Below are 20,018 nucleotides of genomic sequence, written 5' to 3'. Positions count from 1 at the left end.
CGATACGCGGCCTCCGGCCGCTACTCGATCAACGGGAAGGAGCGCCGCGAGCCGGATCTCGATACGCGGCCTTCGGCCGCTACTCGATCAACGGGGGGGGGACGCCGCTGCCCGATCAGCGGGTGGGCGGGAGGAGCGGCAGCGCGAGGTCGCAGCGATCGGTGACGATGCCGTCGACGCCGAGCTCCAGGAGCTCCCGCATCTCTGCCTCGTCGTTGATCGTCCACACGTGCACCTCGACGCCCGCGGACTGGAAGGCCCGCACGCTGCGCTCGGTGACGATCTCGACGCCGCGATGCCGCCGCGGCACCTGCACCGCGACGAAGGGCGCGAGGATCCGGCGGAGCCGTCCCGCGAGCCCGAGCCGCTGCGCGACGAGCGCCTTCGCGACCATCGACTGCGACGCGCTCGTCGCGACCCCCGGCACGAGCTCCGCCGCCTGGCGGCGCCGCCGCTCGGAGAACGACGTGAGCAGCACCCGATCGGTCGCCTTGGCCTCGACGACCGCGCGGACCGCGGGGACGACCGACGCATCCGTCTTGAGATCGATGTTCCAGTGGGCGTCGGGGAGCGCGAGCAGCGCCTCCCGCAGCCCGGGCACGTGCTCGCCCTGCCCGAGATCGACGCGCTGCAGGTCGGGGAACAGCGTCTGCTCGATCACGACGTCCCGGCCGGCGACGCGGTCGAGCGACGGGTCGTGCGCGATGACGGCGACGCCGTCGGCCGTCGCGTGCACGTCCGTCTCGAGGAACCTCGCGCCGGCGTCGACCGCCGCGATGAACGCCGACATCGTGTTCTCGGGCGCCTCGAGCGCGAGGCCGCGGTGCGCGAGCACGCGCGGCGGTCGCGGATCGAGGTAGCCGGTCACGGGCACAGGCGCGTCACGCCTGCGGCGCCCTGCCGTCGGTCGCGTCGTCGGCGCCCCGAGCGCCGGGCTCGGCGTCCGGCACCTCGTTCGCCGCCTGGCGCGCCGCCTCGACCGCCTCGCCGTAGTCGGTGCTCGGCGTCTCGTCCGCGAGCGACGTCGAGGAGGAGACGGTGTCGGTCGAGCCCGCACCGCGGGGGTCGATGCCGCTCGCCTGCAGCGTCTCGGCGATCGAGGGCACCTCGACGTCGCTCACCGAGTCGGCCTGGAACGTCTCGTCGAGGATCGACGGCTCCGCGGCCTCGCCGTCGTGCTTCGACGGGCCCTTCTGGAACGGCACCTGGGCGCGCCCCTCGAAGAATCCGCGCCCGACGCCCTGGAGCGCATCCGTCAGCTCCGAGGGGATGATCCAGAGCTTGTTCGCGTCGCCCTCGGCGAGCTTCGGGAGCGTCTGGAGGTACTGGTAGGCGAGCAGCTTGTCGTCGGCGTCGCCCTCGTGGATGGCGGCGAAGACGCGCTCGATCGCCTCGGACTCACCCTTCGCGAGCAGCACCTGCGCTTCGGCGTCACCCTTGGCCCGCAGCACCTGGGCCTTCGCCTGGCCCTCGGCGCGGAGGATCTCCGACTGGCGGAGACCCTCGGCCTCGAGGATCTGCGACTGCTTCGAGCCCTCGGCGGTGAGGATTGCGGCGCGGCGGTCGCGCTCGGCGCGCATCTGCTTCTCCATCGAGTCCTGGATCGAGTGGGGCGGGTCGATCGCCTTGAGCTCGACGCGGCCGACGCGCAGGCCCCACTTGCCGGTCGCCTGGTCGAGCACGTTGCGCAGCTGGCCGTTGATCGTGTCGCGGCTCGTGAGCGCCTCCTCGAGGTTCATGCCGCCGACGACGTTGCGGAGCGTCGTGGTGGTGAGCTGCTCGACGGCCGAGAGGTAGTCGGCGATCTCGTAGGTCGCGGCGCGCGCGTCGGTCACCTGGAAGTACACGACCGTGTCGATCGAGACGACGAGGTTGTCCTCGGTGATGACGGGCTGCGGCGGGAACGAGCGGACCTGCTCGCGCATGTCGACCGAGTAGGAGACCCGGTCGATGAACGGCACGAGGAAGTTGAGGCCCGGCTGCAGCACGCGGTGGAAGCGGCCCAGCCGCTCGACCACGCCCGTGAAGCCCTGCTTGATGATGCGGATCGACCGGAAGAGCGTGACGAGCACGAACAGGACGATGAGCGCGACGAGCACGAGCAGGAATACGTTGAGGATGGATCCTCCGTCGATCGGCATGGGGGCTCCTTGGGTTGTCGGGCGGTTATCGCTGGGCGGGGACGATGATGGCGGTCGCCCCCTCGATGGCGGTGACGACGATGCGCTCGCCGACGTCGGGATCCCGCGGCTGCACCGCGGGGGAGAGGCGCGCGGTCCACACGTCGCCGTTCGCGAGCGTGACCTCGCCGGCACCGCGCACGAACGTGCGCGTGACCTCGCCGGCCATGCCCATGAGGGCGTCGACGCCCTGCAGGTTGACCTCGCCGGACTCGTGCAGGCGCTGCAACAGCTTGGGTCGCACGAGCAGGAGCAGCAGCAGCGCGGCGGCCGCCGCGATCAGGACCTGCGCCCAGACGGGCAGCCCGGTGATGCTCGAGACGAGGCCCCCGATCGACGCCATGCCGATCATGAGGAACGTGAACTCGAGCGTGACCATCTCGATGATGAAGCAGATGAGCGCGACGACGAGCCACACGATCCACGCGTACTGGGCAAGGTCCACGGGCCCAGCATATTGAGCGCACGCGAGAAGCGCTCGAGGCGCGCACGAGCGGCACGGCGCGCGCAGTAGTGTCGACTCGAACGAAGGAGATCCCTGTGCCGAATGCCGACGCGACGAATCCCGATCCCGCCGGAGAGGAGACCGCGCCGCTCGCGCCCGGCTCGCTCGCCGGCCGCACGGCCCTCGTCACCGGATCGAGCCGCGGCATCGGCGCCGCGACCGTCGAGCTGCTCGCCGCGGCGGGAGCCGACGTCGTCGTGAACTACCGCGCGAAGGCGCCGCGCGCCGAGAGGGTCGCGGCCGCCGCTCAGGCGCACGGCGTCCAGTCGCTCGCGGTGCAGGCGGACCTCACCGACCCCGCGAGCGTCGCGGCGATGTTCGAGGCCGTGCGAGAGCGCTTCGGGGGCCTCGACATCCTGGTGATGAACGCATCCGGGGGGATGGAGAGCGGCATGGGCGAGGACTACGCCATGCGCCTCAACCGCGATGCGCAAGTGGGGCTGCTCGAGGCCGCGCTGCCGGTGCTGCGGGATGGCGCGCGCGTGGTGTTCGTCACGAGCCACCAGGCGCACTTCATCCGGACGACGCCCACGATGCCCGAGTACGAGCCCGTCGCGCGCTCCAAGCGCGCGGGGGAGGATGCGCTGCGCGAGCGGATCCCGTCGCTCGCCGAGCGCGGCATCGAGCTCGTCGTGGTCTCGGGCGACATGATCGAGGGCACGATCACCGCGACGCTGCTCGAGCGCGCGAACCCGGGCGCGATCGCGAGCCGCCGCGAGGAGGCGGGACGCCTCTACGACGTCGACGAGTTCGCGAGGGAGGTCGCGCTCGCCGCAGTCGAGCCCGTGCCCGCCGACAGCACGCGGCTCGTCGGCGACGTCTCGGGCTTCGGCGAGGCCGAGGGGGTGCGCGGCTGATGCGCGCCGAGCACATCGAGCACCTCGTCTCGCTCTCGCGCCCGGCCGTGCACCCGAGCGGGGCGTGGGCGATCGTCGCCTCGAGCCGCCCGAGCCTGCGCGCGAACCGCAACGTCGGGCAGCTCTGGCGCGTCTCGCTCGCCGACGGCACGCGGCGCCGGCTCACCGGCGGGGTCGCCGATCGCGAGCCGCAGCTCACGCCCGACGGTGCCACGGTGCTCTTCCTCCGCGACGACTCGAAGGACAAGCCGCAGGTGTGGGCGATGCGCGCAGACGGCGGCGAGGCCGTGCAGGCGACCGCCCAGCCGGGCGGCGTGCGGGAGTTCGCCGTCTCGCCGGAGGGCGACCGCATCGCGTTCACCGCGACGGTCGTCGAGCCCGGCCGCTACGGGAGCGTCGAGGGCCTCGGCGCGGCGCAGGAGTCGCCGCGCCTCATCACGCGCAACCGCAACCTCGCGAACGGCGTTGGTAGCCTCATCGGCCGCCGCTCGCACCTCTTCGTCTCGCAGCTGCCCGAGCTCGACGCGGAGCCGCGCTACGACCGCGCTCCGCACCCGCACGACACCGCCGAGACGCGCGACGACGCGCCCTTCGCGCCGGAGGCGATGCAGCTGAGCCACGGCGAGTTCGACCACTCGGCGCCGGTGTTCTCGGTCGACGGGGCGCGCGTGCTGTGCGTCACGGCGCGGCACGACTCGCGCGACGACGACCTCGTGAACGCGGTCGTCGAGTTCGACGCCGCCGTCGCCCACGGCGAGCCCCACACGATCCTCTCCTCGCGCGCCGGCCTCTCGGTCGGCGAGGTGCGCCCGACCCCGGACGGCGGCTTCGTGCTGCTCGCGCAGCACATGGGCGAGAGCGGGCGCGACTTCGTCGCCCGCAGCACGCAGCTGTTCGTGCTCGAGCACCCCGGCGCGCACGCCGAGGAGGTCACGGACGGCGAGTCGGTCGACCTCGGCGAGCAGGGGAGCCACGCGACGGTCGTCGATGACGGCGTGCTCGTGCAGGAGCGCACGCGCGGCCGCAACCGGCTCGTGCACGTCACGGGCGGCGGCTCGCGCGAACTCATCGGCGGCGACCTCGAGGTCGTCGGCCACGGCGTCGGCGCGGGTGTCACCGTCGCGACCGTCGTGACGCCGACGTCGGCCGGCGAGGTGGCCGTGCTCGACGAGCGCGGCGTGCGCGTCATCACCGACTTCGGCGCACCGCTGGTGGAGGCGGGCGTCGTGCTGCCGACCGAGCACGAGATCACCGCGCGCGACGGCCGCCCCGTGCACGGCTGGGTGTGGGTACCCGAGGGCGAGGGCCCCCACCCGGTGCTGCTCAACATCCACGGCGGGCCGTTCGCGCAGTACGGCGTCGGCGTCTTCGACGAGGCGCAGGTCGCGGTCGACGCGGGCTACGCGGTCGTGCAGTGCAACCCGCGCGGCTCCGCCGGCTACGGCCGCGAGCACGGCGTCGCGATCAAGCAGCGGATGGGCACCGTCGACCTGCACGACGTGCTCGACTTCCTCGACGGCGCGCTCGACGCGCACCCGGAGCTCGACCGCGAGCGGCTCGGCATCATGGGCGGCTCGTACGGCGGCTACCTCACGGCGTGGACGATCGCGCACGACCACCGCTTCACGGCCGCGATCGTCGAGCGCGGCTTCCTCGACCCGGAGTCGTTCATGGGCACGAGCGACATCGGCTGGTTCTTCGGGGGCGAGTACACCGGCACCGACCCCGAGCAGATGCGCGCGCAGAGCCCGATGGCGCGCGTCGGCGATGTGCGCACCCCGACGCTCGTCATCCACTCCGAGCAGGACTGGCGCTGCCCGCCCGAGCAGGCCCAGCGGTACTGGGCCGCGCTCAAGCGGCAGGGGGTCGAGACGGCGCTGCTGCTGTTCCCCGGCGAGAACCACGAGCTCACCCGCTCGGGACAGCCGCGGCATCGCGTCGAGCGCTTCGAGCACGTGCTGCGCTGGTGGGGCAAGCACCTGCCGACGGCCGAGAACCACGGGGGCTGACGTGATCGGCGACGGCCCGCTCGTGCAGGTGGCGCAGCGCGCCGTCGATCTCGAGCGGGCCGCCGCCTTCTACGCCGACCTGCTCGGCGTGCCGATCGCGGCGACCTTCGACCCGCCGGGCCTCGCGTTCCTCGTGCTCGGCGACACGCGGCTGCTGCTCGAGCGCGGCGCTCCCTCGGCGCTGCTCTACTTCGCCGTCGACGATCTCGACGAGCGCGTGGAGCGGCTCCGCGCATCCGGCGTCGGCATCGTGAGCGAGCCGCACGTCATCTTCACCCACGGCGACGACGCGCTCGGACCCGCCGGCGCGGTCGAGCGGATGGCGTTCGTGCTCGACAGCGAGGGCAACACGATCGCGCTCGTCGAGCACGGCGCGCGTTGAGCTCAGGTCATCGGCGCGCCGTCGGCGGCGACGGCGAGCAGCACGCGGTCGCGCGAGGCGGCGTCGAGCAGGCCGAGGTCGTGCGCGATGCGCGCCGCCTCGTCGTAGCCGCGGAAGAAGCGGATGCCGGCCGCCTCGAGCTCGGCGCGCACCGCACCCTCGACCGGCACGACCTCGTGGATGAGCACGGCGACGCCGTGCACCCCGCCGAGCCGCAGCATCTCGACCCCGACTTGCGGATCGGCCTGCCCGCTGTCGCCGATGAACATGAAGCGGCACTCGGGGAAGAGCGCGCGCTCGCGCACGAAGTTCTGCAGCTTGCGGGCCTGGATCGACTGCTTCGTGAAGAGGTTGAGGAACGAGCCGCCGAGCACGGCGTGGGGCGGCAGCCCGAGGCCCGAGAGCCCGTTCCGCGTGTACTGCTCGATGAGGCCGCGCGGCCCCTCGGGCCGCGCCGTCACGAAGGTCAGGTCACCGGGCCGCGAGGGCTGCGAGGCGTGGCCCTCGTCGAGCTCGATGAGCAGCTCGACGACGCCGGGGTAGACGGAGCCGCGCGGGAAGCGGGTCTCGTGCAGCATCGCGCGCACGGTGTCGTCGATGTCGCACAGGATGCGCAGGTCGTGCACGGGGGAGTCGACCGCCTCGGCGGCGATGTGGGCGAGCACCGCCTCGCGATCCTCGGGCGTGAGCCGCTCGAAGACCACGTGCTCGAGGTCGTGCCGGTCGCCCGTCGAGTTCAGCAGGTACTTCATGTCGCGGAACGGCTCCCCGGTGAGGGAGAGGAGGCACGACCGGATGCCGTGGGAGATGACCGCGCTGGGCGCGAGCTCGCGCAGCGCGTGCACGACCTTCGCGCGCATCCGCGGGCTCAGCTCGGCCACGCGCTCGACGCACAGGAGCTCGACGAGCGCCTCGCGCTGCGCGCGGCGGAAGAGGCCGGTGACGCGATTCCCCACGATCGCAGCCACCGTGCGCTCGAGGTCGATCTGGGCGAGCAACGGCTCGAGCCGTCCTGCGGGGGCGCTGCGGAGCCGCGCGAGGGCCTGGTCGGGAGTCACGCCCCCGATCCTGGCACCCGCACGCTGAGCGCGGCGCGGTCGATGCGCGCGTCGAGCCGATCGACGGGCCTCGCCGCGTCGCCGTCGATCTGCACGGGCAGCGGCCCGTCGACCGCGCCGAGCGTCACGCGCTCGACCGTGCGGTGGCGCAGCACGCCCTCGGCGCGGGCGATGCCGGCACCGGCTGCCGCGATGCGGCCCCAGTGCGCGAGGTGGCGCGGGCTCACGGTCGCGACGTGCAGCGCGCCGTCGTCGAGCCGCGTGCCCGGCAGCACCGAGAGACCGGCGGGGATGCGCGCGGCGTTGTGCACGAGCACGCTCCAGGCGCGCGTCGACTCGACGGGGCCGCCGTCGAAGCGACCGCGGACGGCGAAGCTCGGGCTGCCGAGGCGGCCGAGCCCCGCGGCGATGTAGGAGCTCCAGCCGAGGCGCCGCTTCGCGAGCAGCGACGCCGCCTCGACGGCGAGCGCGTCGTGCCCGACGCCCGCGACGACGAGGAACGGTCGCTCCTCCTCGCGCGCGCCCGCGCGGCTCAGCACGACGCGCCCGAGGTCGACGCGCGAGACGGGGCCGGAGACGGCCGCTCGGGCTGCCGCGGCGGCGTCGCGCAGCGGCACGTCGAGGTTCCGGGCGAAGAGGTTGGCGGTGCCGGCGGGCACGATGCCGAGCGGCACGCCCGAGTGGGCGAGCACGGCCGCCACCTCGCGCACCGTGCCGTCCCCGCCGACGGCGACGACCGCATCCGCCCCCGACCGGAGCGCCTCGCGCGCCTGGGGCCCGCCGGTCGCGAGCGGCTCGGTGGGCAGCACGCGCGCGTCCGCGCCCGATCGCGCCGCCTCGCGCAGCACCGCATCGACGCCGCGCGCGAAGCCGCGGGCGATGGGATTGCCGATCACGGCGATGGCGGGCACGGCGCCAGGCTAGCGAGGCTCCGCCGCGCCGTCGGCAAGCGCGAGCCGGCCGCCGAGCCACGCGGCGAAGCGCTCGAGCTCGTCGAGCACCGCGGAGCGGAGCCGGCCGTCGGGCTCGACGTCCCAGTGGATGCGCGCGACGCGCAGCGCGCCCGCGTCGCGGTCGGAGCGCGCGTCGACCTTGCCCACGAGCCGGTCGCCGTCGAGGATCGGCAGCGCGTGCACGCCCCAGCGGCGCTTCGCGGCGGGTGTGTACTGCTCGAGCGCGTACTCGAAGCCCCACAGGTCGCGCATGCGGCGCCGGTCGGCGATGAGCCGGTCGAGCGGCGAGAGCACCGCGACCCGGCCCGCGAAGCCGGTGCCGCTCGCGCCGACGTCGAGCCGCCACTCGCCGCGCGTGCCCTCGACGCGCACGGGCTCGCCGGCCTCGCCCACGTGGGTGGCCCGGGCGAGGCCGAGCGAGCGGAGCCAGCGGCGCCGCCACGTCTCGAGCGCGGCGGCGGCGTCGGGCGCCTCGACGGGCGGCAGCACGCGCTCGGCGAGGTCCCACACGCGCAGCTGCCCGAGCCGCTCGACCACGACGACCTCGCCCCGCACCTGCAGCAGCTCGAGCATCATCGCGACGTCGCGGCCCGTGTTCCAGCCGCTCGAGCGGTAGGGCACGTCGACCGTGTCGGCGATGTCACCCTGGGGGAGCGGGCCGTCGGCGCGGAGCTGCTCGAGCACCCGCTCGCGGAAGCCGCCGTTCGCCTCGAGCCACGCGCGGCTCGCCTCGCCGATCGCGTCGGCTGCGCGGCCGAGCGCGAGCAGCCACGGGAGGTCGCGCATCGCGCGCAGCCCGATCGCCCACGCCTCCATCGGGTGCCGGTGCGGGCCGAGGTGCTCGAAGAGCGACTGCTCGACCTCGACGGCGCGCCGCACGCCGCCCGGGTCGATCCCGGGCAGCCGCGAGCGCGCGATGTGCTCGGCGGACGGGCACACGATGTCGGTCGGGTTGAGCGGCAGCAGCGTGAGCTGCGCGACGACCTCGGCGAGATCCTCCGCGCCGTCGACGAGCGCGCGGTCGGCGTCGAGCAGCTGCGCGCGCACCGCGATGCGACGCGCCTCCTCGCGCGAGATGGAGCGGATCGTCGCCACGCGATGACGGTAGCCGAGGGCGCCGACACGAGGCGCCGCGCGAGGCCGACGGCCCCTCGCGGTGGGAGGATGACGCAATGCGAGATCAGCGCCTGCGCCCCGAGACCGTCGTCGTGAGCGCGGGCCGCCCCCGCCATGTGCCCGGTGCGCCGTTCAGCGAGCCGGTGACCTTCGCGAGCGCCTTCGTGGCGGGCGGCGACCCCGAGTACGCGCGCTACGGCAATCCGACGTGGACGGCGTTCGAGGATGCGCTCGGCGCGCTCGAGGGCGGGGAGTGCGTCTCGTTCGCGAGCGGCATGGCGGCGGTGAGCGCGGTCGCCGCGCTCGTGCCCCACGGCGGCGCGGTCGTCGTGCCGCGGCACGCCTACCAGCACACACTCGCGCTGCTCGACGGCGGCGCGGAGGCCGGTCGCTTCGAGGTGCGTCGGGTCGACATCGCCGACGCCGACGCGGTCGAGGCGGCGATGCGCGGGGCGGCGATGGTGTGGATCGAGTCGCCCACGAACCCGGCGCTCGAGGTCGCCGACGTCGAGCGCCTCGCCGCATCGGCGCGGGCGGCCGGTGCGCTGAGCGTCGTCGACAGCACCTTCGCGACGCCGCTGCTGCAGCGCCCGCTCGGCCAGGGCGCGGATCTCGTCGTGCACTCCGTCACGAAGCTCATCGCGGGACACAGCGACATCGTGCTCGGCGCGGTCGTCGCCGACGATCCCGACCTCGCCGCGCGCATCCGCCACCACCGCGGCCTGCACGGTGCGATCCCCGGCCCCATGGAGTCGTTCCTCGCGCTGCGGGGGCTGCGCACGCTCTCGGTGCGGCTCGAGCGAGCGGCGTCGAACGCGCGCGAGCTCGCCGCCCGGCTCGAGCGCGCGCCCGGCGTCGTCGAGGTGCGCGACCCCGGCTTCGGCACCGTGCTCGCGATCGTGCTGCGAGATGCGCAGGCCGCCGACCGGGCGGTCGAGCGGGTGCGCCTCTGGATCCCGGCGACGAGCCTCGGGGGCGTGGAGTCGACCCTCGAGCGGCGGCGGCGCTGGGCGACCGAGGCGCCGACGATCCCCGAGGGCCTCATCCGCCTCTCGGTCGGCATCGAGCACATCGACGACCTGGCGGACGACCTGCTGGGCGCGCTCGGAGCGGGCGTCGACTAGCCTCGGAGCATGAGCCGCACCGCGTGGGCAGTCATCTGCGCCATCCTCGCCGTCATCATCGCGTGGATCGTCGTCGACGTCGTCTTCAGCGTGCTGTGGTTCATCGGCAAGCTCGCGATCGTCGCCGTCGTCGCGGTCGTGGTGTTCGTGGCGCTGCGCTCGCTCATCGGGCGCCGCTCGCGCGAGGGCTGACGCGCGGGACGACGCAGCGAGCCGAAGCCCTCGGCAGCGCTGAAGCGCCGAGCGGAGGTCAGCCGAAGCGCAGGCTGGAGCGGGTCACGACTCGCGCGCCGACGTCGATCCAGCGGATCGGGCCGGTCGTCAGCGCGGGGGAGGGGTTGCCCGCCGCGAACGCGGCCTGCGCCTCGCGGAGGTCGCTGAAGCGGCCGAGCGAGCGACCGGCGCCGTCGACCGCGACGAACTCCTCGAGCGTCTCCTCGACGAAGCCGAGGAACGTCGTGCCCTCGCGATCCGTGCGGGTGGCGACCCACAGCCCGCTGCCCGGCGACGCCCACGAGATGGCGCCCGCGGCCCCGGTCACCGAGTCGGGAGCAGCGACCGAGACCTCGGGGCGAGCCAGCGTGTCGGTCATGTCCTGCTCCTTCGTCACGATCATTAGTTCGATGATCAAAATGTATCACGTCCGAATGGTATGGTGGTGGTGAGATCATCCGGGCCATCGATCCGGGGGAGGAGCGGGATGACGCAGATCGATCGACGCGGGGCTGCGAGCTCGGGGTACTGGTACCCGGAGCACGGCAGGCCGACGAGCGTCGACGTGCTCAACCTGCTGCGGCGCTACCGCGCGGCCGAAGCGCAGATGCGAGCGCGCACGCGGTCGTCGATGGGGATGGGCGAGACCGACCTGCTGGCACTGCGCCTGCTGCTGCAGGCGGAGCGGCGCGGTGAGCTGCTGCGGCAGCGCGATCTCGCGTCGGCGCTCGGCCTCGCGTCGCCCTCGGTCACCGCGCTCGTCGACCGGCTCGTCAAGAGCGGCCACGTGCGCCGGGAGCCGCATCCGGAGGACCGCCGGGCGACGATCGTCGTGCCGACGAAGGACACCGACGACGAGGTGCGCGCGACGCTCGGCGCGATGCACCGACGGATGATCGACGTCATCGACGCGATGGACGACGAGCAGACCGAAGCCGTGGCCGGCTTCCTCGAGCGCATGGTCGCCGCGATCGAGCACGTCGACGACCACCACGAGGTCGCCGGCGCGTAGCATCCGTGCCGTGAGCGAGCAGCGGGAGCACGGCGCGAGCGACGGATGCGTCTTCTGCGGGATCGCCGCGGGCACCGTGCCGTGCGAGCGGGTCGCTGAGGACGCGACGACCGTCGCCTTCATGGACATCGATCCGGGCGCCGACGGGCACATGCTCGTGATCCCGAAGCGCCACAGCGCCGACCTCCTCGACATCCCCGCGGACGACCTCGCCGCCACGGTCCTCGCCGCCCAGCGGCTCGCGCGGGCGGCGCTGACCGCGCTCGGCGCCGAGGGCGTCAACCTGCTGCAGTGCAGCCGCTCCGCCGCATGGCAGACGGTCCCGCACTTCCACCTCCACGTGATCCCGCGCCATCTCGACCGCAGCCGGGATCGGCTCGAGCTCCCGTTCGAGCCCGGCCGGCCGGCAGACGCGGCCGCGATCGCCGCGCACGGCAGGGCGATCGCGGCCGCGCTCGAGGCCGACCGAGCCGGCGAGGCGGACGTCCGCGGCTGAGCGGCTCAGCCGACTCCGAGCTCCTCCCACAGGTGCGCGAGCGTCGCGGCACCGGCGAGGAGCATCTCGATCGACGCGCTCTCGTCGCTGTCGTGCCAGTTGTCCTCGACGAGTCCGGTGCCGAAGAAGACGATCGGCACCTCGAGGGAGCGGGCGAGCAGCTCGGCAGGGCCGCCTCCTGCGTTGCCCATCCTGCCGACCTCCGCGACACCGAAGCCGGCGGCCATGGCGCTCGCGAGCGCGTCGACGACGGGGGAGTCGGGCGTGCGGTAGCTCTCCTGCGCGGTCTCCTGCTGCACCTCGAGGCTGCACTCGAAGCGGTCCCCGATGCTCGACTCGAGCCAGCTCCGCAGCTGCTCGGCGACGCGCTCGACCCGCTGGCCGGCGACGGTGCGGATGCTGAGGTCGGCCGAGACCATCGACGGGACAGCGGCGCGCTTGACCCCGACGGGATCGCCGGCCGTCAGTGCGATGACCTCGAGGGCCGGCCGCTCCCACAGCCGCTCGAGCACGGTGAATCCTGCCTCGCCGCCGATGCTGCGGGTGTGCGAGCGCTCGAGCCAGTCGCGCTCATCGAAGGGGAGTGCCGCGAGCTCAGCCCGTCGCTGCTCGGGGATCGGCTCGACGTCGTCGTAGAAGCCGGGGAACGCGATCCTGCCCTCGTCGTCATGCAGGAGGGAGAGCAGCCGGCCGAGCTCGATCGCCGGGTTCGGTGCCGCTCCCGAGACGGCGCCCGAGTGGATGTCGGTCAGCGGGCCGTACGCCTCGATGCGCGCGCCGAGCATGCCGCGGATGCTCGTGCACAGCGCCGGGTGGTCGGCGCGCCACAGCAGCGTGTCGGAGAAGAGCACGACGTCCGCTGCGAGCCGCTCGCGGTGCTCGTGGAGCATCGCGGCCAGACCGGCGGAGCCGGATTCCTCCTCGCCCTCGACGAGGAGCTTCAGGTTGACGGCCGGGGCTTCGCGCCCGCTCGCAGCCAGGTGTGCCCGGACGCCCCACAGGTGCGCCATGACCTGGCCCTTCGCATCCGAGGTGCCGCGCCCGTACAGCCGACCGTCGCGCTCGACCGGCTCGAACGGCGCCGTCTCGTCCCAGTTCTCGTCCTTCACGGCGCGCACGTCGTGGTGGCTGTAGACGAGCACGGTCGGCGCGCCGGGAGCCTCGCACCACTCGGCGTAGACCGCCGGCCCGTCCGCGCCGCCCCAGATCTCGGCGCACGGGAAGCCCACGGCGCGCAGCTCGCCGGCCAGCCACGACGCCGACCTGCGGAGGTGGTGCTCGCGCTCGGCGACGCCTGCGACCGAGGGGATGCGCACCCAGGCCGCGAGCTCCGCGACGAGCTCGCGGGCGTGCGCGTCGACGTACGCCCTGATGTCCGACTCGGTCCGCTCCATCGCGACCTCCTGGCCGCACAGCGTAGCGGCGCGCGCCGGGAACGCCAGGGGTCGCCACCGCGTAGGCTCCGTGGGTGACCTCCCGCAGCCTCTCCGACGGCGCGCAGCTGCGCCGTGCGCAGCCCGGCGACGAGCCGGGCATCCTCGCGATGATCCACGCGCTCGCGGTCTACGAGCGAGAGCCGGATGCGGTGGAGAACACCGAGGGGATGCTCACGGCGACGCTCTTCGGCGACGAGCCGCGGGCGTTCGCGCACGTCGTCGAGCGCGAGGGCGCGATCGTCGGCATCGCGATCTGGTTCCTCACGTACTCCACCTGGACGGGCACGCACGGCATCTGGCTCGAGGACCTCTACGTCGACGAGGCGCAGCGCGGCCGCGGCTACGGGCGTGCGCTCATGGCGGCGCTCGCGGCGGAGTGCGTCGAGCGCGGCTACCGGCGCTTCGAGTGGACGGTGCTCGACTGGAACGAGCCGTCGATCGGGTTCTACCGCGCGATCGGCGCGGCGCCGCTCGACGAGTGGACGACGCAGCGCCTCACGGGCGAGCGGCTCGCGGCGCTCGCCCGCAGCTAAGGCGGACCCGGCACCCCTGCTCGCGGTGTGCCGCTGCCGCCGATAATGCACATTATGTCGGATCGAAAGAGGGATGAAGTACTCACGTCGTGGCGATACGCCTCCCCGTGCGACCGGGTAGGCACGAAGGAATCAACCTCTGACCGGCGCTTAGCCCCAGCTGATGACCTGGCCGACGGCGAGGGCGGCGAGACGCCAGTCGAGGCGCTCGTCGACGGAGGCGGTCACGTCAGAGTGCGCGGAGGGACGACGCAGTGGCGTCAAGGGCACCGGGTGCGATCGCGTAGTACGCCCAGCGCCCGCGCTGATCCCGAGTGACGAAGCCCGCTTCGGCGAGGATCTTCATGTGGTGCGACACCGTGCCCTGGGAGAGTCCCACCGGCTCGGTGAGGTCGCAGATGCACGCCTCTCCCCCGTCGCTCGCAGCGATCAGCGACAGCAGACGCACACGCGTCGGGTCACCGAGCGCCTTGAAGCGCACTGCGAGCTGCTCAGCGGCGGCGGCATCGATCGCCGCCTCTCCCACAGGAGTGCAGCACGCGTCGGCGGCGGTCGTGGTCGTCACGCGCACCATCCTGACACATTGATTGACGTTCGTCGATGGATGCTGCATGCTCATCGCATCGACGTTCTTCGATCCTAGGAGTGGTGATGGCTGAGCAGCCGGTGGTCGTGATCGGTGCGGGTCCGCAGGGACTTGCGATGGCGGCGCATCTGACGGAGCGGGGTGTCGAGGCGGTGGTGCTCGAGCGCGGCGGATCTGCTGGCGCAGCGGTGGCCGAGTGGGGCCATGTTCGGCTGTTCTCGGCATGGGATGAGCTCGTGGACGCCGCAGCGGTTCGACTGCTCGAGCGGTCTGGGTGGGTCGCTCCCGAGCGCGCCTACCCGACAGGTGCGCAGTGGGTGGAGCGCTACCTCGCACCCTTGGCTGCCGCCCTGGGCGAGCGGGTGCGCACCGGCCAGAGGGTGACGGCGGTGACGAAGCAGGGCCGAGACAAGGTCGTCTCGCAGGGTCGCGTGGAGGTTCCGTTCATCGTGCATGTCACCGGCGCAGACGGCAGCGAGGAGCGCATCAGCGCACGCGCCGTCGTCGACGCGAGCGGCACGTGGGGGCAGCCGGGTCCGATGGGCGCGGATGGCGTGCCCGCCATCGGCGAGCGTGCTGCAGCCGACCGGATCTCGTACCGGATCCCGGACGATGTTCAGGCGTTCGCCAGTCAGCACGTCGTGGTCGTCGGCGCCGGCCATTCGGCCACGCATGCGCTGCTGCAGCTCGATCGCCTCGCGCGACGCGCACCCGATACGCGCATCACCTGGCTGCTGCGCCGCGGCTCGACGGCGAACGTGTTCGGCGACGGCATCGGCGACGAGTTGCCCGAGCGGGCAGCGCTGGGCGCGCGGGCGCGTCGCGCCGTCGACGCCGGCCGCGTCGACCTCGTCAGCGGGTTCCGGGTCGCTGAGGTGCGGCAGAGCGGCGACGGGCTCGCGATCGTCGGCGAGGACGGACGCGTCATCCAGGACGTCGGCCATGCGTTCGCGCTGACGGGATTCCGCCCCGACCTGTCGATCCTGTCTGAGCTGCGACTGGCGATCGACTCGTCGCTGGACGCCGTCGACGGGATCGCCGCGTCGATCGACCCGAACCTCCACTCCTGCGGCTCGGTCGGTACCACCGGCGCGGCCGAGCTCGCCCAGCCCGACGCGAACCTCTTCGTCGTGGGCGCGAAGTCCTACGGTCGCGCCCCGACGTTCCTCGCGCTCACCGGATACGAGCAGGTCCGCAGCGTCGCAGCGCACATCGCTGGCGACCATGAGGCTGCAGCCCGCGACGAGCTCGTCCTGCCCGACACCGGCGTCTGCGGCGGCGCGAGCGCGTTCGACGCGCCTGCCGCCTCCGGATGCTGCGCGCCCGCGCCCGCCCTGGTCCAGATCGGCGCGCGCCCCGTCACCTGATGTTCATCCGGCGCGACTTGCGCGCTGATTCGACGAACCTCAATATAGAGGCATGTCGAATCAGATCATGGATGTCGTGATCATCGGATCGGGGCCGGCCGGCTATACCGCAGCGGTGTACGCCGCGCGCGCGGGCCTGGAGCCGGTGGTGCTGGCCGGGTCGGTGACCGCCGGCGGCGCGCTCATGACGACGACCGAGGTGGAGAACTTCCCCGGCTTCGTCGACGGCATCCAGGGCCCTGACCTGATGGAGTCGATGCGTGCGCAGGCCGAGCGGTTCGGTGCGCGCATCGTGTTCGACGACGCGGTGCGGGTCGATCTGGCGGGCGATGTGAAGCGCGTCGAGACGGGGCTTGGCGAGGCGGTCCTCGCTCGCACTGCGATCCTCACGATGGGGTCTGCCTACCGCAAGCTGGGGCTGGCCGACGAGGAGCGCCTGACCGGTCACGGCCTGTCGTGGTGCGCGACCTGCGACGGATTCTTCTTCCGCCAGCAAGAGATCGTCGTCGTCGGTGGCGGCGATTCGGCGATGGAGGAGGCGCTGTTCCTGACCCGGTTCGCGTCGAAGGTGACGATCGTGCACCGCCGCGACACCTTTCGCGCGTCGGCGATCATGGCTGCTCGTGCCCTCGCCGACCCGAAGATCGAGGTTGCCTGGAACAGCGAGATCGCGGGGTTCGTCGGCGATGCGAAGATCGAGGGCGTGACGCTGCGCGACACCGTCACCGGCGCCGAGCGCGTACTCGACGCGACCGGCGTGTTCGTCGCGATCGGTCACGACCCGCGCTCCGAGCTCGTCGCCGACCAGGTCGACGTCGACGCCGACGGCTACGTGCTCGTCGACCACCCCTCCACCCGCACGAACCTGCCGGGCGTGTTCGCCGCCGGCGACCTCGTCGACCACACCTACCGGCAGGCGATCACCGCAGCCGGCACCGGCTGCGCCGCCGCGCAGGACGCGCAGCACTACCTCTCCGCCCTCGACGCCGACGCTCCGGCTGCAGCCCCTGAGGCGGTCGTGGCATGACCGACGCGACCGGGACGGGCGCGATGCGTCGCCTATCTACGCTCGACCGTTGGCTGCCCGCGTGGATCGGCCTGGCCATGGTCGCCGGGCTCGTCATCGGCTCCGCGTTGCCGGGCGTGTCCGACGTGCTCGCCGCGCTCGAGGTCGGCGGGATCTCGATCCCGATCGCGCTCGGCCTGCTGGTGATGATGTACCCGGTGCTGGCGAAGGTCCGTTACGACCGCGTCGCCGCGGTCACCGGCGACCGGAAGCTGCTGCTGGCATCGCTGCTGCTCAACTGGATCGTCGGGCCTGCGCTCATGTTCGCGCTCGCCTGGACGTTCCTGCCGGACCTGCCCGAGTACCGCACCGGCCTCATCATCGTCGGCCTCGCCCGCTGCATCGCCATGGTCGTCATCTGGAATGACCTCGCATGCGGCGACCGAGAGGCCGCCGCGGTGCTCGTCGCCATCAACTCCGCCTTCCAGGTCGTCGCGTTCGCCCTGCTCGGCTGGTTCTACCTGACCGTCCTGCCGGGCTGGCTCGGCCTCGACTCGCAGGGTCTGAACGTCTCGATCGGCAAGATCGCCCTGAACGTGCTGATCTTCCTCGGCCTGCCGCTGCTGGCCGGATTCGCGTCGCGGTGGATCGGCGAGCGCCGCCGGGGACGCGCCTGGTACGAGGACCGATTCCTGCCGAAGGTCGGACCGTGGGCGCTCTACGGTCTGCTGTTCACGATCGTGCTGCTGTTCGCCCTCCAGGGCGACGCGATCACCTCGCAGCCGCTCGACGTGGTGCGCATCGCGCTGCCGCTGCTGGCCTACTTCGCGCTCATGTGGACCATCGGCATCGTCACCGGCAAGCTGCTCGGCCTCGGCTACGCCCGCGCCACCACGCTGGCGTTCACCGCCGCCGGCAACAACTTCGAGCTCGCGATCGCCGTCGCGATCGGCACCTTCGGCGCGACCTCCGGCGAAGCGCTGGCAGGCGTCGTCGGCCCCCTCATCGAGGTCCCCGTGCTCGTGGGCCTCGTCTACGTCTCGCTCTGGATCGCCCGATCCTGGTTCCGCACCGACCCCACCGCCACCGACCCGGATTCCACCGCGGCCGCGCGGCCCATCGAGAGGACTCGACGATGAGCACTCCCACCACCACGGACGCCTGCGTCGCCGCCGACACGCACGCCATCAGCGAGGCCGCTGCCGGATCGCTCGCGACGACGCTGAAGGCGCTCTCCGACCCGCTGCGGCTGCGGATGCTGTCCGCGATCGCCACCGACGGACGCGGCGAGTCGTGCGTGTGCGACCTCGCCGAGCTCGCTGAGGTGTCGCAACCGACCGTCTCGCATCACCTCAAGGTTCTCAAGGACGCCGGCGTCGTCACCTCCGAACGTCGCGGCACCTGGGTCTGGTACCGCATCACCCCCGCACTCCAGCCCGCCGTCACCACACTGCTCGACTCGTTCGCGCCCGCCGCCGTGAATCCCGCCGTCCGCGACGGCTACCGCGGCCTGGCAGACGTCGACGAGGCGCTCGACCACCTCGCCCACACCCTCGCCGCCACTCATCCAGCCCTCAGCGCAGACGTCGTCGCATCCATCGTCCGAGAGTCCTACACGGGACTCGCTCGCACGGCTCGCGTCACCGCGCACCTGGTGCCGTTGACGGAGCGCTTCGCCAGGCAGCGCCTGAGCGACCTCGAGCGCGATCGCGGTGGCTCGGTGCCGCAGGTGCTGTTCGTGTGCGTCGCGAACGCTGGCCGCTCCCAGCTCGCGGCCGCGCTCGTCAATCAGTACGCCGGCGGTCGCGTCGTCGCACGCTCCGCCGGCTCGACGCCCGCCGCCGACGTCCACCCGAACGTGCGACCCCTCCTCGAGGAGATCGACGCCCCCACCGCGGCGACCGCCTTCCCGAAGCCGCTGACCGACGACGCAGTCCGTGCCGCGGACGTCGTCATCACGATGGGCTGCGGCGACGTGTGCCCCGTCATTCCCGGCGTCCGCTACGAGGATTGGGCCGTGGGCGACCCCGCCCTTGCCTCCCCCGAGGGCGTTGCAGCGATCCGCGACGACATCGCAGCCCGCGTCCAGCAGCTCCTCACCGACCTCTCCCCCACCCGCTGAACGGAAAGACCCATGACCGATTCCAAGCCCACCGTCCTGTTCGTCTGCGTTCACAACGCCGGCCGCTCGCAGATGGCCGCCGGCTACCTTCGCAGCCTCGGCGAAGGCCGCATCGACGTCCGGTCGGCAGGCTCGATGCCTGCTGACCAGATCAACCCGGTTGCCGTCGCCGCGATGGCGGAGGAAGGCATCGACATCACCGCGGAGCAGCCGAAGGTGCTGACCGTCGACGCCGTGCGCGAGTCCGACGTCGTCATCACGATGGGCTGCGGCGACGCCTGCCCGATCTTCCCGGGGAAGCGCTACGAGGACTGGGAGCTCGACGACCCCGCGGGTCAGGGCATCGAGGACGTGCGCCCCATCCGCGACGAGATCCGCGGACGCATCGCCAGCCTGATCGAGGAGATCGCCCCCGCTCGTCGATAGCGCGTCGAGGGTTCATGCGCGTGGAGCGCGTCGACCTCAGAACCAGAGGACTTCGCGAAGGAGCTCACGACCTAGGTTGATATCCCCGGTATCCAGTCAAGTCGGGTAGTACCTCCACTCGCACCACTGGTATCGCTCCTCCAGGCCGCGGCGGAATGAACCGTCCCCGGTTTGATGCCGGTTCCTTTCGAGTCTGGAAGGAAGATTGTCATCATGCCGAAGCAGATCCCGGAGGAGACGAAGCAGCGAGCGATCCGGCTCGTGCTCGACCATCTCGATGAGTATCCGAACCTGACGACCGCGTGCGAGACGGTCTCGAAGCGGCTCGGCTTCGGTGCCGAGTCGCTGCGCCGCTGGGTGCGGCAGGCTCAGATCGACGCCGGCGAACGGCAGGGCGCCTCGACGAGCGAGTCGGAGCGGGTGCGGCGGCTTGAGCGGGAGAACCGTGAGCTGCGTGAGGCGAACGCGATCCTGCGCGACGCGGCGGTTTTCTTCGCCGGGGAACTCGACCCCCGACGCCGCTGATCGTCGGCTTCATCGACGAGCAGCGGGCCAAGGGCCGCGCGGTCGAGTCGGTCTGCCAGGTCCTGCGGGAGCAGGGCGTGGAGGTCGCCGCGCGAACCTACCGGGCGTGGAA

At 72.6% G+C, this 20,018-nt stretch carries 23 protein-coding genes; 14 read left to right on the top strand and 9 right to left on the bottom strand.

Going from position 1 to position 20,018, the window contains the following annotated elements; translation table 11 throughout:
• Positions 1–115: 115 nt before the first annotated feature.
• The 3 genes from H508_RS0113105 to H508_RS0113095 are packed head-to-tail and all read right to left on the bottom strand — an operon-like array spanning position 116 to position 2,625.
• Complete coding sequence (locus tag H508_RS0113105) at positions 116–868, bottom strand: glycerophosphodiester phosphodiesterase family protein (RefSeq protein ID WP_035255254.1); 753 nt, start codon at positions 866–868, stop codon at positions 116–118.
• Positions 869–881: 13 nt separating this feature from the next.
• Positions 882–2,141: an SPFH domain-containing protein gene (locus H508_RS16440; protein ID WP_084155339.1), complete on the bottom strand. Its 1,260-nt coding sequence runs from the start codon at positions 2,139–2,141 to the stop codon at positions 882–884.
• A 25-nt stretch (positions 2,142–2,166) separates the two neighbouring features.
• Positions 2,167–2,625: an NfeD family protein gene (locus H508_RS0113095; RefSeq protein ID WP_026374388.1), complete on the bottom strand. Its 459-nt coding sequence runs from the start codon at positions 2,623–2,625 to the stop codon at positions 2,167–2,169.
• Positions 2,626–2,720: 95 nt separating this feature from the next.
• On the opposite strand from H508_RS0113095, the gene H508_RS16435 reads away from it, so the two are divergent.
• From H508_RS16435 to H508_RS0113080, 3 genes are read left to right on the top strand one after another with little or no spacing between them, the layout of a single operon-like run.
• Positions 2,721–3,542 carry an SDR family oxidoreductase gene (locus tag H508_RS16435; protein ID WP_051223467.1) on the top strand — a complete coding sequence of 274 codons (822 nt, stop codon included), beginning with the start codon at positions 2,721–2,723 and terminating at the stop codon, positions 3,540–3,542.
• The gene (locus H508_RS0113085) at positions 3,542–5,551 is read left to right on the top strand and encodes a S9 family peptidase (RefSeq protein ID WP_026374387.1); all 2,010 of its coding nucleotides are present in this window, start codon (positions 3,542–3,544) and stop codon (positions 5,549–5,551) included. Before H508_RS16435 ends, H508_RS0113085 begins: the two co-directional genes overlap by 1 nt.
• Position 5,552: 1 nt before the next feature.
• A complete protein-coding gene (locus H508_RS0113080; RefSeq protein WP_026374386.1) occupies positions 5,553–5,933 on the top strand; it encodes a VOC family protein in 381 nt (126 codons plus the stop codon).
• A 2-nt stretch (positions 5,934–5,935) separates the two neighbouring features.
• Here H508_RS0113080 and H508_RS16430 read toward each other — a convergent pair whose 3' ends face one another.
• Genes H508_RS16430 through H508_RS0113065 form a run of 3 tightly spaced genes read right to left on the bottom strand, consistent with a single transcriptional unit; the run spans position 5,936 to position 9,039 of the window.
• Positions 5,936–6,991: a hypothetical protein gene (locus H508_RS16430; RefSeq protein WP_051223465.1), complete on the bottom strand. Its 1,056-nt coding sequence runs from the start codon at positions 6,989–6,991 to the stop codon at positions 5,936–5,938.
• Complete coding sequence (locus H508_RS16425; protein WP_051223463.1) at positions 6,988–7,902, bottom strand: diacylglycerol/lipid kinase family protein; 915 nt, start codon at positions 7,900–7,902, stop codon at positions 6,988–6,990. Before H508_RS16425 ends, H508_RS16430 begins: the two co-directional genes overlap by 4 nt.
• Positions 7,903–7,911: 9 nt before the next feature.
• A complete protein-coding gene (locus H508_RS0113065; RefSeq protein ID WP_156906092.1) occupies positions 7,912–9,039 on the bottom strand; it encodes a DNA glycosylase AlkZ-like family protein in 1,128 nt (375 codons plus the stop codon).
• Between the two features lie 77 nt (positions 9,040–9,116).
• On the opposite strand from H508_RS0113065, the gene H508_RS0113060 reads away from it, so the two are divergent.
• The gene (locus H508_RS0113060) at positions 9,117–10,184 is read left to right on the top strand and encodes a trans-sulfuration enzyme family protein (protein WP_026374384.1); all 1,068 of its coding nucleotides are present in this window, start codon (positions 9,117–9,119) and stop codon (positions 10,182–10,184) included.
• A gap of 9 nt (positions 10,185–10,193) precedes the next feature.
• The gene (locus H508_RS0113055) at positions 10,194–10,376 is read left to right on the top strand and encodes a hypothetical protein (RefSeq protein ID WP_026374383.1); all 183 of its coding nucleotides are present in this window, start codon (positions 10,194–10,196) and stop codon (positions 10,374–10,376) included.
• A 58-nt stretch (positions 10,377–10,434) separates the two neighbouring features.
• Here the strand turns inward: H508_RS0113055 and H508_RS0113050 are convergent, their stop codons facing one another.
• Positions 10,435–10,776, bottom strand: a complete 342-nt coding sequence (locus H508_RS0113050; RefSeq protein WP_156906091.1) for a hypothetical protein — start codon at positions 10,774–10,776, stop codon at positions 10,435–10,437.
• A gap of 108 nt (positions 10,777–10,884) precedes the next feature.
• Between H508_RS0113050 and H508_RS0113045 the strand changes: the two genes are divergently transcribed.
• Positions 10,885–11,409: a MarR family winged helix-turn-helix transcriptional regulator gene (locus H508_RS0113045; protein ID WP_026374381.1), complete on the top strand. Its 525-nt coding sequence runs from the start codon at positions 10,885–10,887 to the stop codon at positions 11,407–11,409.
• A 10-nt stretch (positions 11,410–11,419) separates the two neighbouring features.
• Entirely contained in the window at positions 11,420–11,905 is a 486-nt protein-coding gene (locus tag H508_RS16420; RefSeq protein WP_035255196.1) for an HIT domain-containing protein, read from the top strand.
• A gap of 5 nt (positions 11,906–11,910) precedes the next feature.
• Here the strand turns inward: H508_RS16420 and H508_RS0113035 are convergent, their stop codons facing one another.
• Positions 11,911–13,299: a M20/M25/M40 family metallo-hydrolase gene (locus H508_RS0113035; protein WP_035255192.1), complete on the bottom strand. Its 1,389-nt coding sequence runs from the start codon at positions 13,297–13,299 to the stop codon at positions 11,911–11,913.
• A 149-nt stretch (positions 13,300–13,448) separates the two neighbouring features.
• On the opposite strand from H508_RS0113035, the gene H508_RS0113030 reads away from it, so the two are divergent.
• Entirely contained in the window at positions 13,449–13,874 is a 426-nt protein-coding gene (locus H508_RS0113030; RefSeq protein WP_051223495.1) for a GNAT family N-acetyltransferase, read from the top strand.
• A gap of 229 nt (positions 13,875–14,103) precedes the next feature.
• On the opposite strand, the gene H508_RS0113025 is transcribed toward H508_RS0113030, so the two are convergent.
• Positions 14,104–14,448: an ArsR/SmtB family transcription factor gene (locus tag H508_RS0113025; protein WP_035255235.1), complete on the bottom strand. Its 345-nt coding sequence runs from the start codon at positions 14,446–14,448 to the stop codon at positions 14,104–14,106.
• A 77-nt stretch (positions 14,449–14,525) separates the two neighbouring features.
• Here H508_RS0113025 and H508_RS0113020 point away from each other — a divergent pair, with 77 nt between their 5' ends.
• From H508_RS0113020 to H508_RS0112995, 6 genes are all read left to right on the top strand, one after another.
• Positions 14,526–15,827 (top strand): NAD(P)-binding domain-containing protein, encoded by a 1,302-nt coding sequence (locus tag H508_RS0113020; protein WP_026374377.1) that lies wholly within the window; start codon positions 14,526–14,528, stop codon positions 15,825–15,827.
• A 52-nt stretch (positions 15,828–15,879) separates the two neighbouring features.
• Positions 15,880–16,854, top strand: a complete 975-nt coding sequence (trxB, locus tag H508_RS0113015; RefSeq protein ID WP_026374376.1) for a thioredoxin-disulfide reductase — start codon at positions 15,880–15,882, stop codon at positions 16,852–16,854.
• Positions 16,851–17,972, top strand: a complete 1,122-nt coding sequence (gene arsB, locus H508_RS0113010) for an ACR3 family arsenite efflux transporter (protein WP_026374375.1) — start codon at positions 16,851–16,853, stop codon at positions 17,970–17,972. The genes trxB and arsB overlap by 4 nt, the downstream gene beginning before the upstream one ends.
• A complete protein-coding gene (locus tag H508_RS0113005; RefSeq protein ID WP_026374374.1) occupies positions 17,969–18,955 on the top strand; it encodes a metalloregulator ArsR/SmtB family transcription factor in 987 nt (328 codons plus the stop codon). The genes arsB and H508_RS0113005 overlap by 4 nt, the downstream gene beginning before the upstream one ends.
• Before the next feature lie 12 nt (positions 18,956–18,967).
• Positions 18,968–19,381, top strand: a complete 414-nt coding sequence (locus H508_RS0113000; RefSeq protein ID WP_026374373.1) for an arsenate reductase ArsC — start codon at positions 18,968–18,970, stop codon at positions 19,379–19,381.
• A 174-nt stretch (positions 19,382–19,555) separates the two neighbouring features.
• Positions 19,556–19,906: a transposase gene (locus H508_RS0112995; RefSeq protein WP_081645966.1), complete on the top strand. Its 351-nt coding sequence runs from the start codon at positions 19,556–19,558 to the stop codon at positions 19,904–19,906.
• Positions 19,907–20,018: the final 112 nt, after the last annotated feature.

It is taken from the genome of Agrococcus lahaulensis DSM 17612, assembly GCF_000425105.1.
Classification (GTDB): domain Bacteria; phylum Actinomycetota; class Actinomycetes; order Actinomycetales; family Microbacteriaceae; genus Agrococcus; species Agrococcus lahaulensis.
This window is presented reverse-complemented; position numbering and strand designations above follow the sequence as displayed.

Excerpts from the sequence above, each read along its gene's own strand:
- H508_RS16440 (WP_084155339.1), bottom strand. The coding sequence starts at position 2,141 with ATGCCGATCGACGGAGGATCCATCCTCAACGTATTCCTGCTCGTGCTC.
- H508_RS0113085 (WP_026374387.1), top strand. The coding sequence starts at position 3,542 with ATGCGCGCCGAGCACATCGAGCACCTCGTCTCGCTCTCGCGCCCGGCC.
- H508_RS0113060 (WP_026374384.1), top strand. The coding sequence starts at position 9,117 with ATGCGAGATCAGCGCCTGCGCCCCGAGACCGTCGTCGTGAGCGCGGGC.
- H508_RS0113055 (WP_026374383.1), top strand. The coding sequence starts at position 10,194 with ATGAGCCGCACCGCGTGGGCAGTCATCTGCGCCATCCTCGCCGTCATC.
- H508_RS0113050 (WP_156906091.1), bottom strand. The coding sequence starts at position 10,776 with ATGACCGACACGCTGGCTCGCCCCGAGGTCTCGGTCGCTGCTCCCGAC.
- H508_RS0113045 (WP_026374381.1), top strand. The coding sequence starts at position 10,885 with ATGACGCAGATCGATCGACGCGGGGCTGCGAGCTCGGGGTACTGGTAC.
- H508_RS0113035 (WP_035255192.1), bottom strand. The coding sequence starts at position 13,299 with ATGGAGCGGACCGAGTCGGACATCAGGGCGTACGTCGACGCGCACGCC.
- H508_RS0113030 (WP_051223495.1), top strand. The coding sequence starts at position 13,449 with ATGATCCACGCGCTCGCGGTCTACGAGCGAGAGCCGGATGCGGTGGAG.
- H508_RS0113025 (WP_035255235.1), bottom strand. The coding sequence starts at position 14,448 with ATGGTGCGCGTGACGACCACGACCGCCGCCGACGCGTGCTGCACTCCT.
- H508_RS0113020 (WP_026374377.1), top strand. The coding sequence starts at position 14,526 with ATGGCTGAGCAGCCGGTGGTCGTGATCGGTGCGGGTCCGCAGGGACTT.
- trxB (WP_026374376.1), top strand. The coding sequence starts at position 15,880 with ATGTCGAATCAGATCATGGATGTCGTGATCATCGGATCGGGGCCGGCC.
- arsB (WP_026374375.1), top strand. The coding sequence starts at position 16,851 with ATGACCGACGCGACCGGGACGGGCGCGATGCGTCGCCTATCTACGCTC.
- H508_RS0113005 (WP_026374374.1), top strand. The coding sequence starts at position 17,969 with ATGAGCACTCCCACCACCACGGACGCCTGCGTCGCCGCCGACACGCAC.
- H508_RS0113000 (WP_026374373.1), top strand. The coding sequence starts at position 18,968 with ATGACCGATTCCAAGCCCACCGTCCTGTTCGTCTGCGTTCACAACGCC.
- H508_RS0112995 (WP_081645966.1), top strand. The coding sequence starts at position 19,556 with ATGCCGGTTCCTTTCGAGTCTGGAAGGAAGATTGTCATCATGCCGAAG.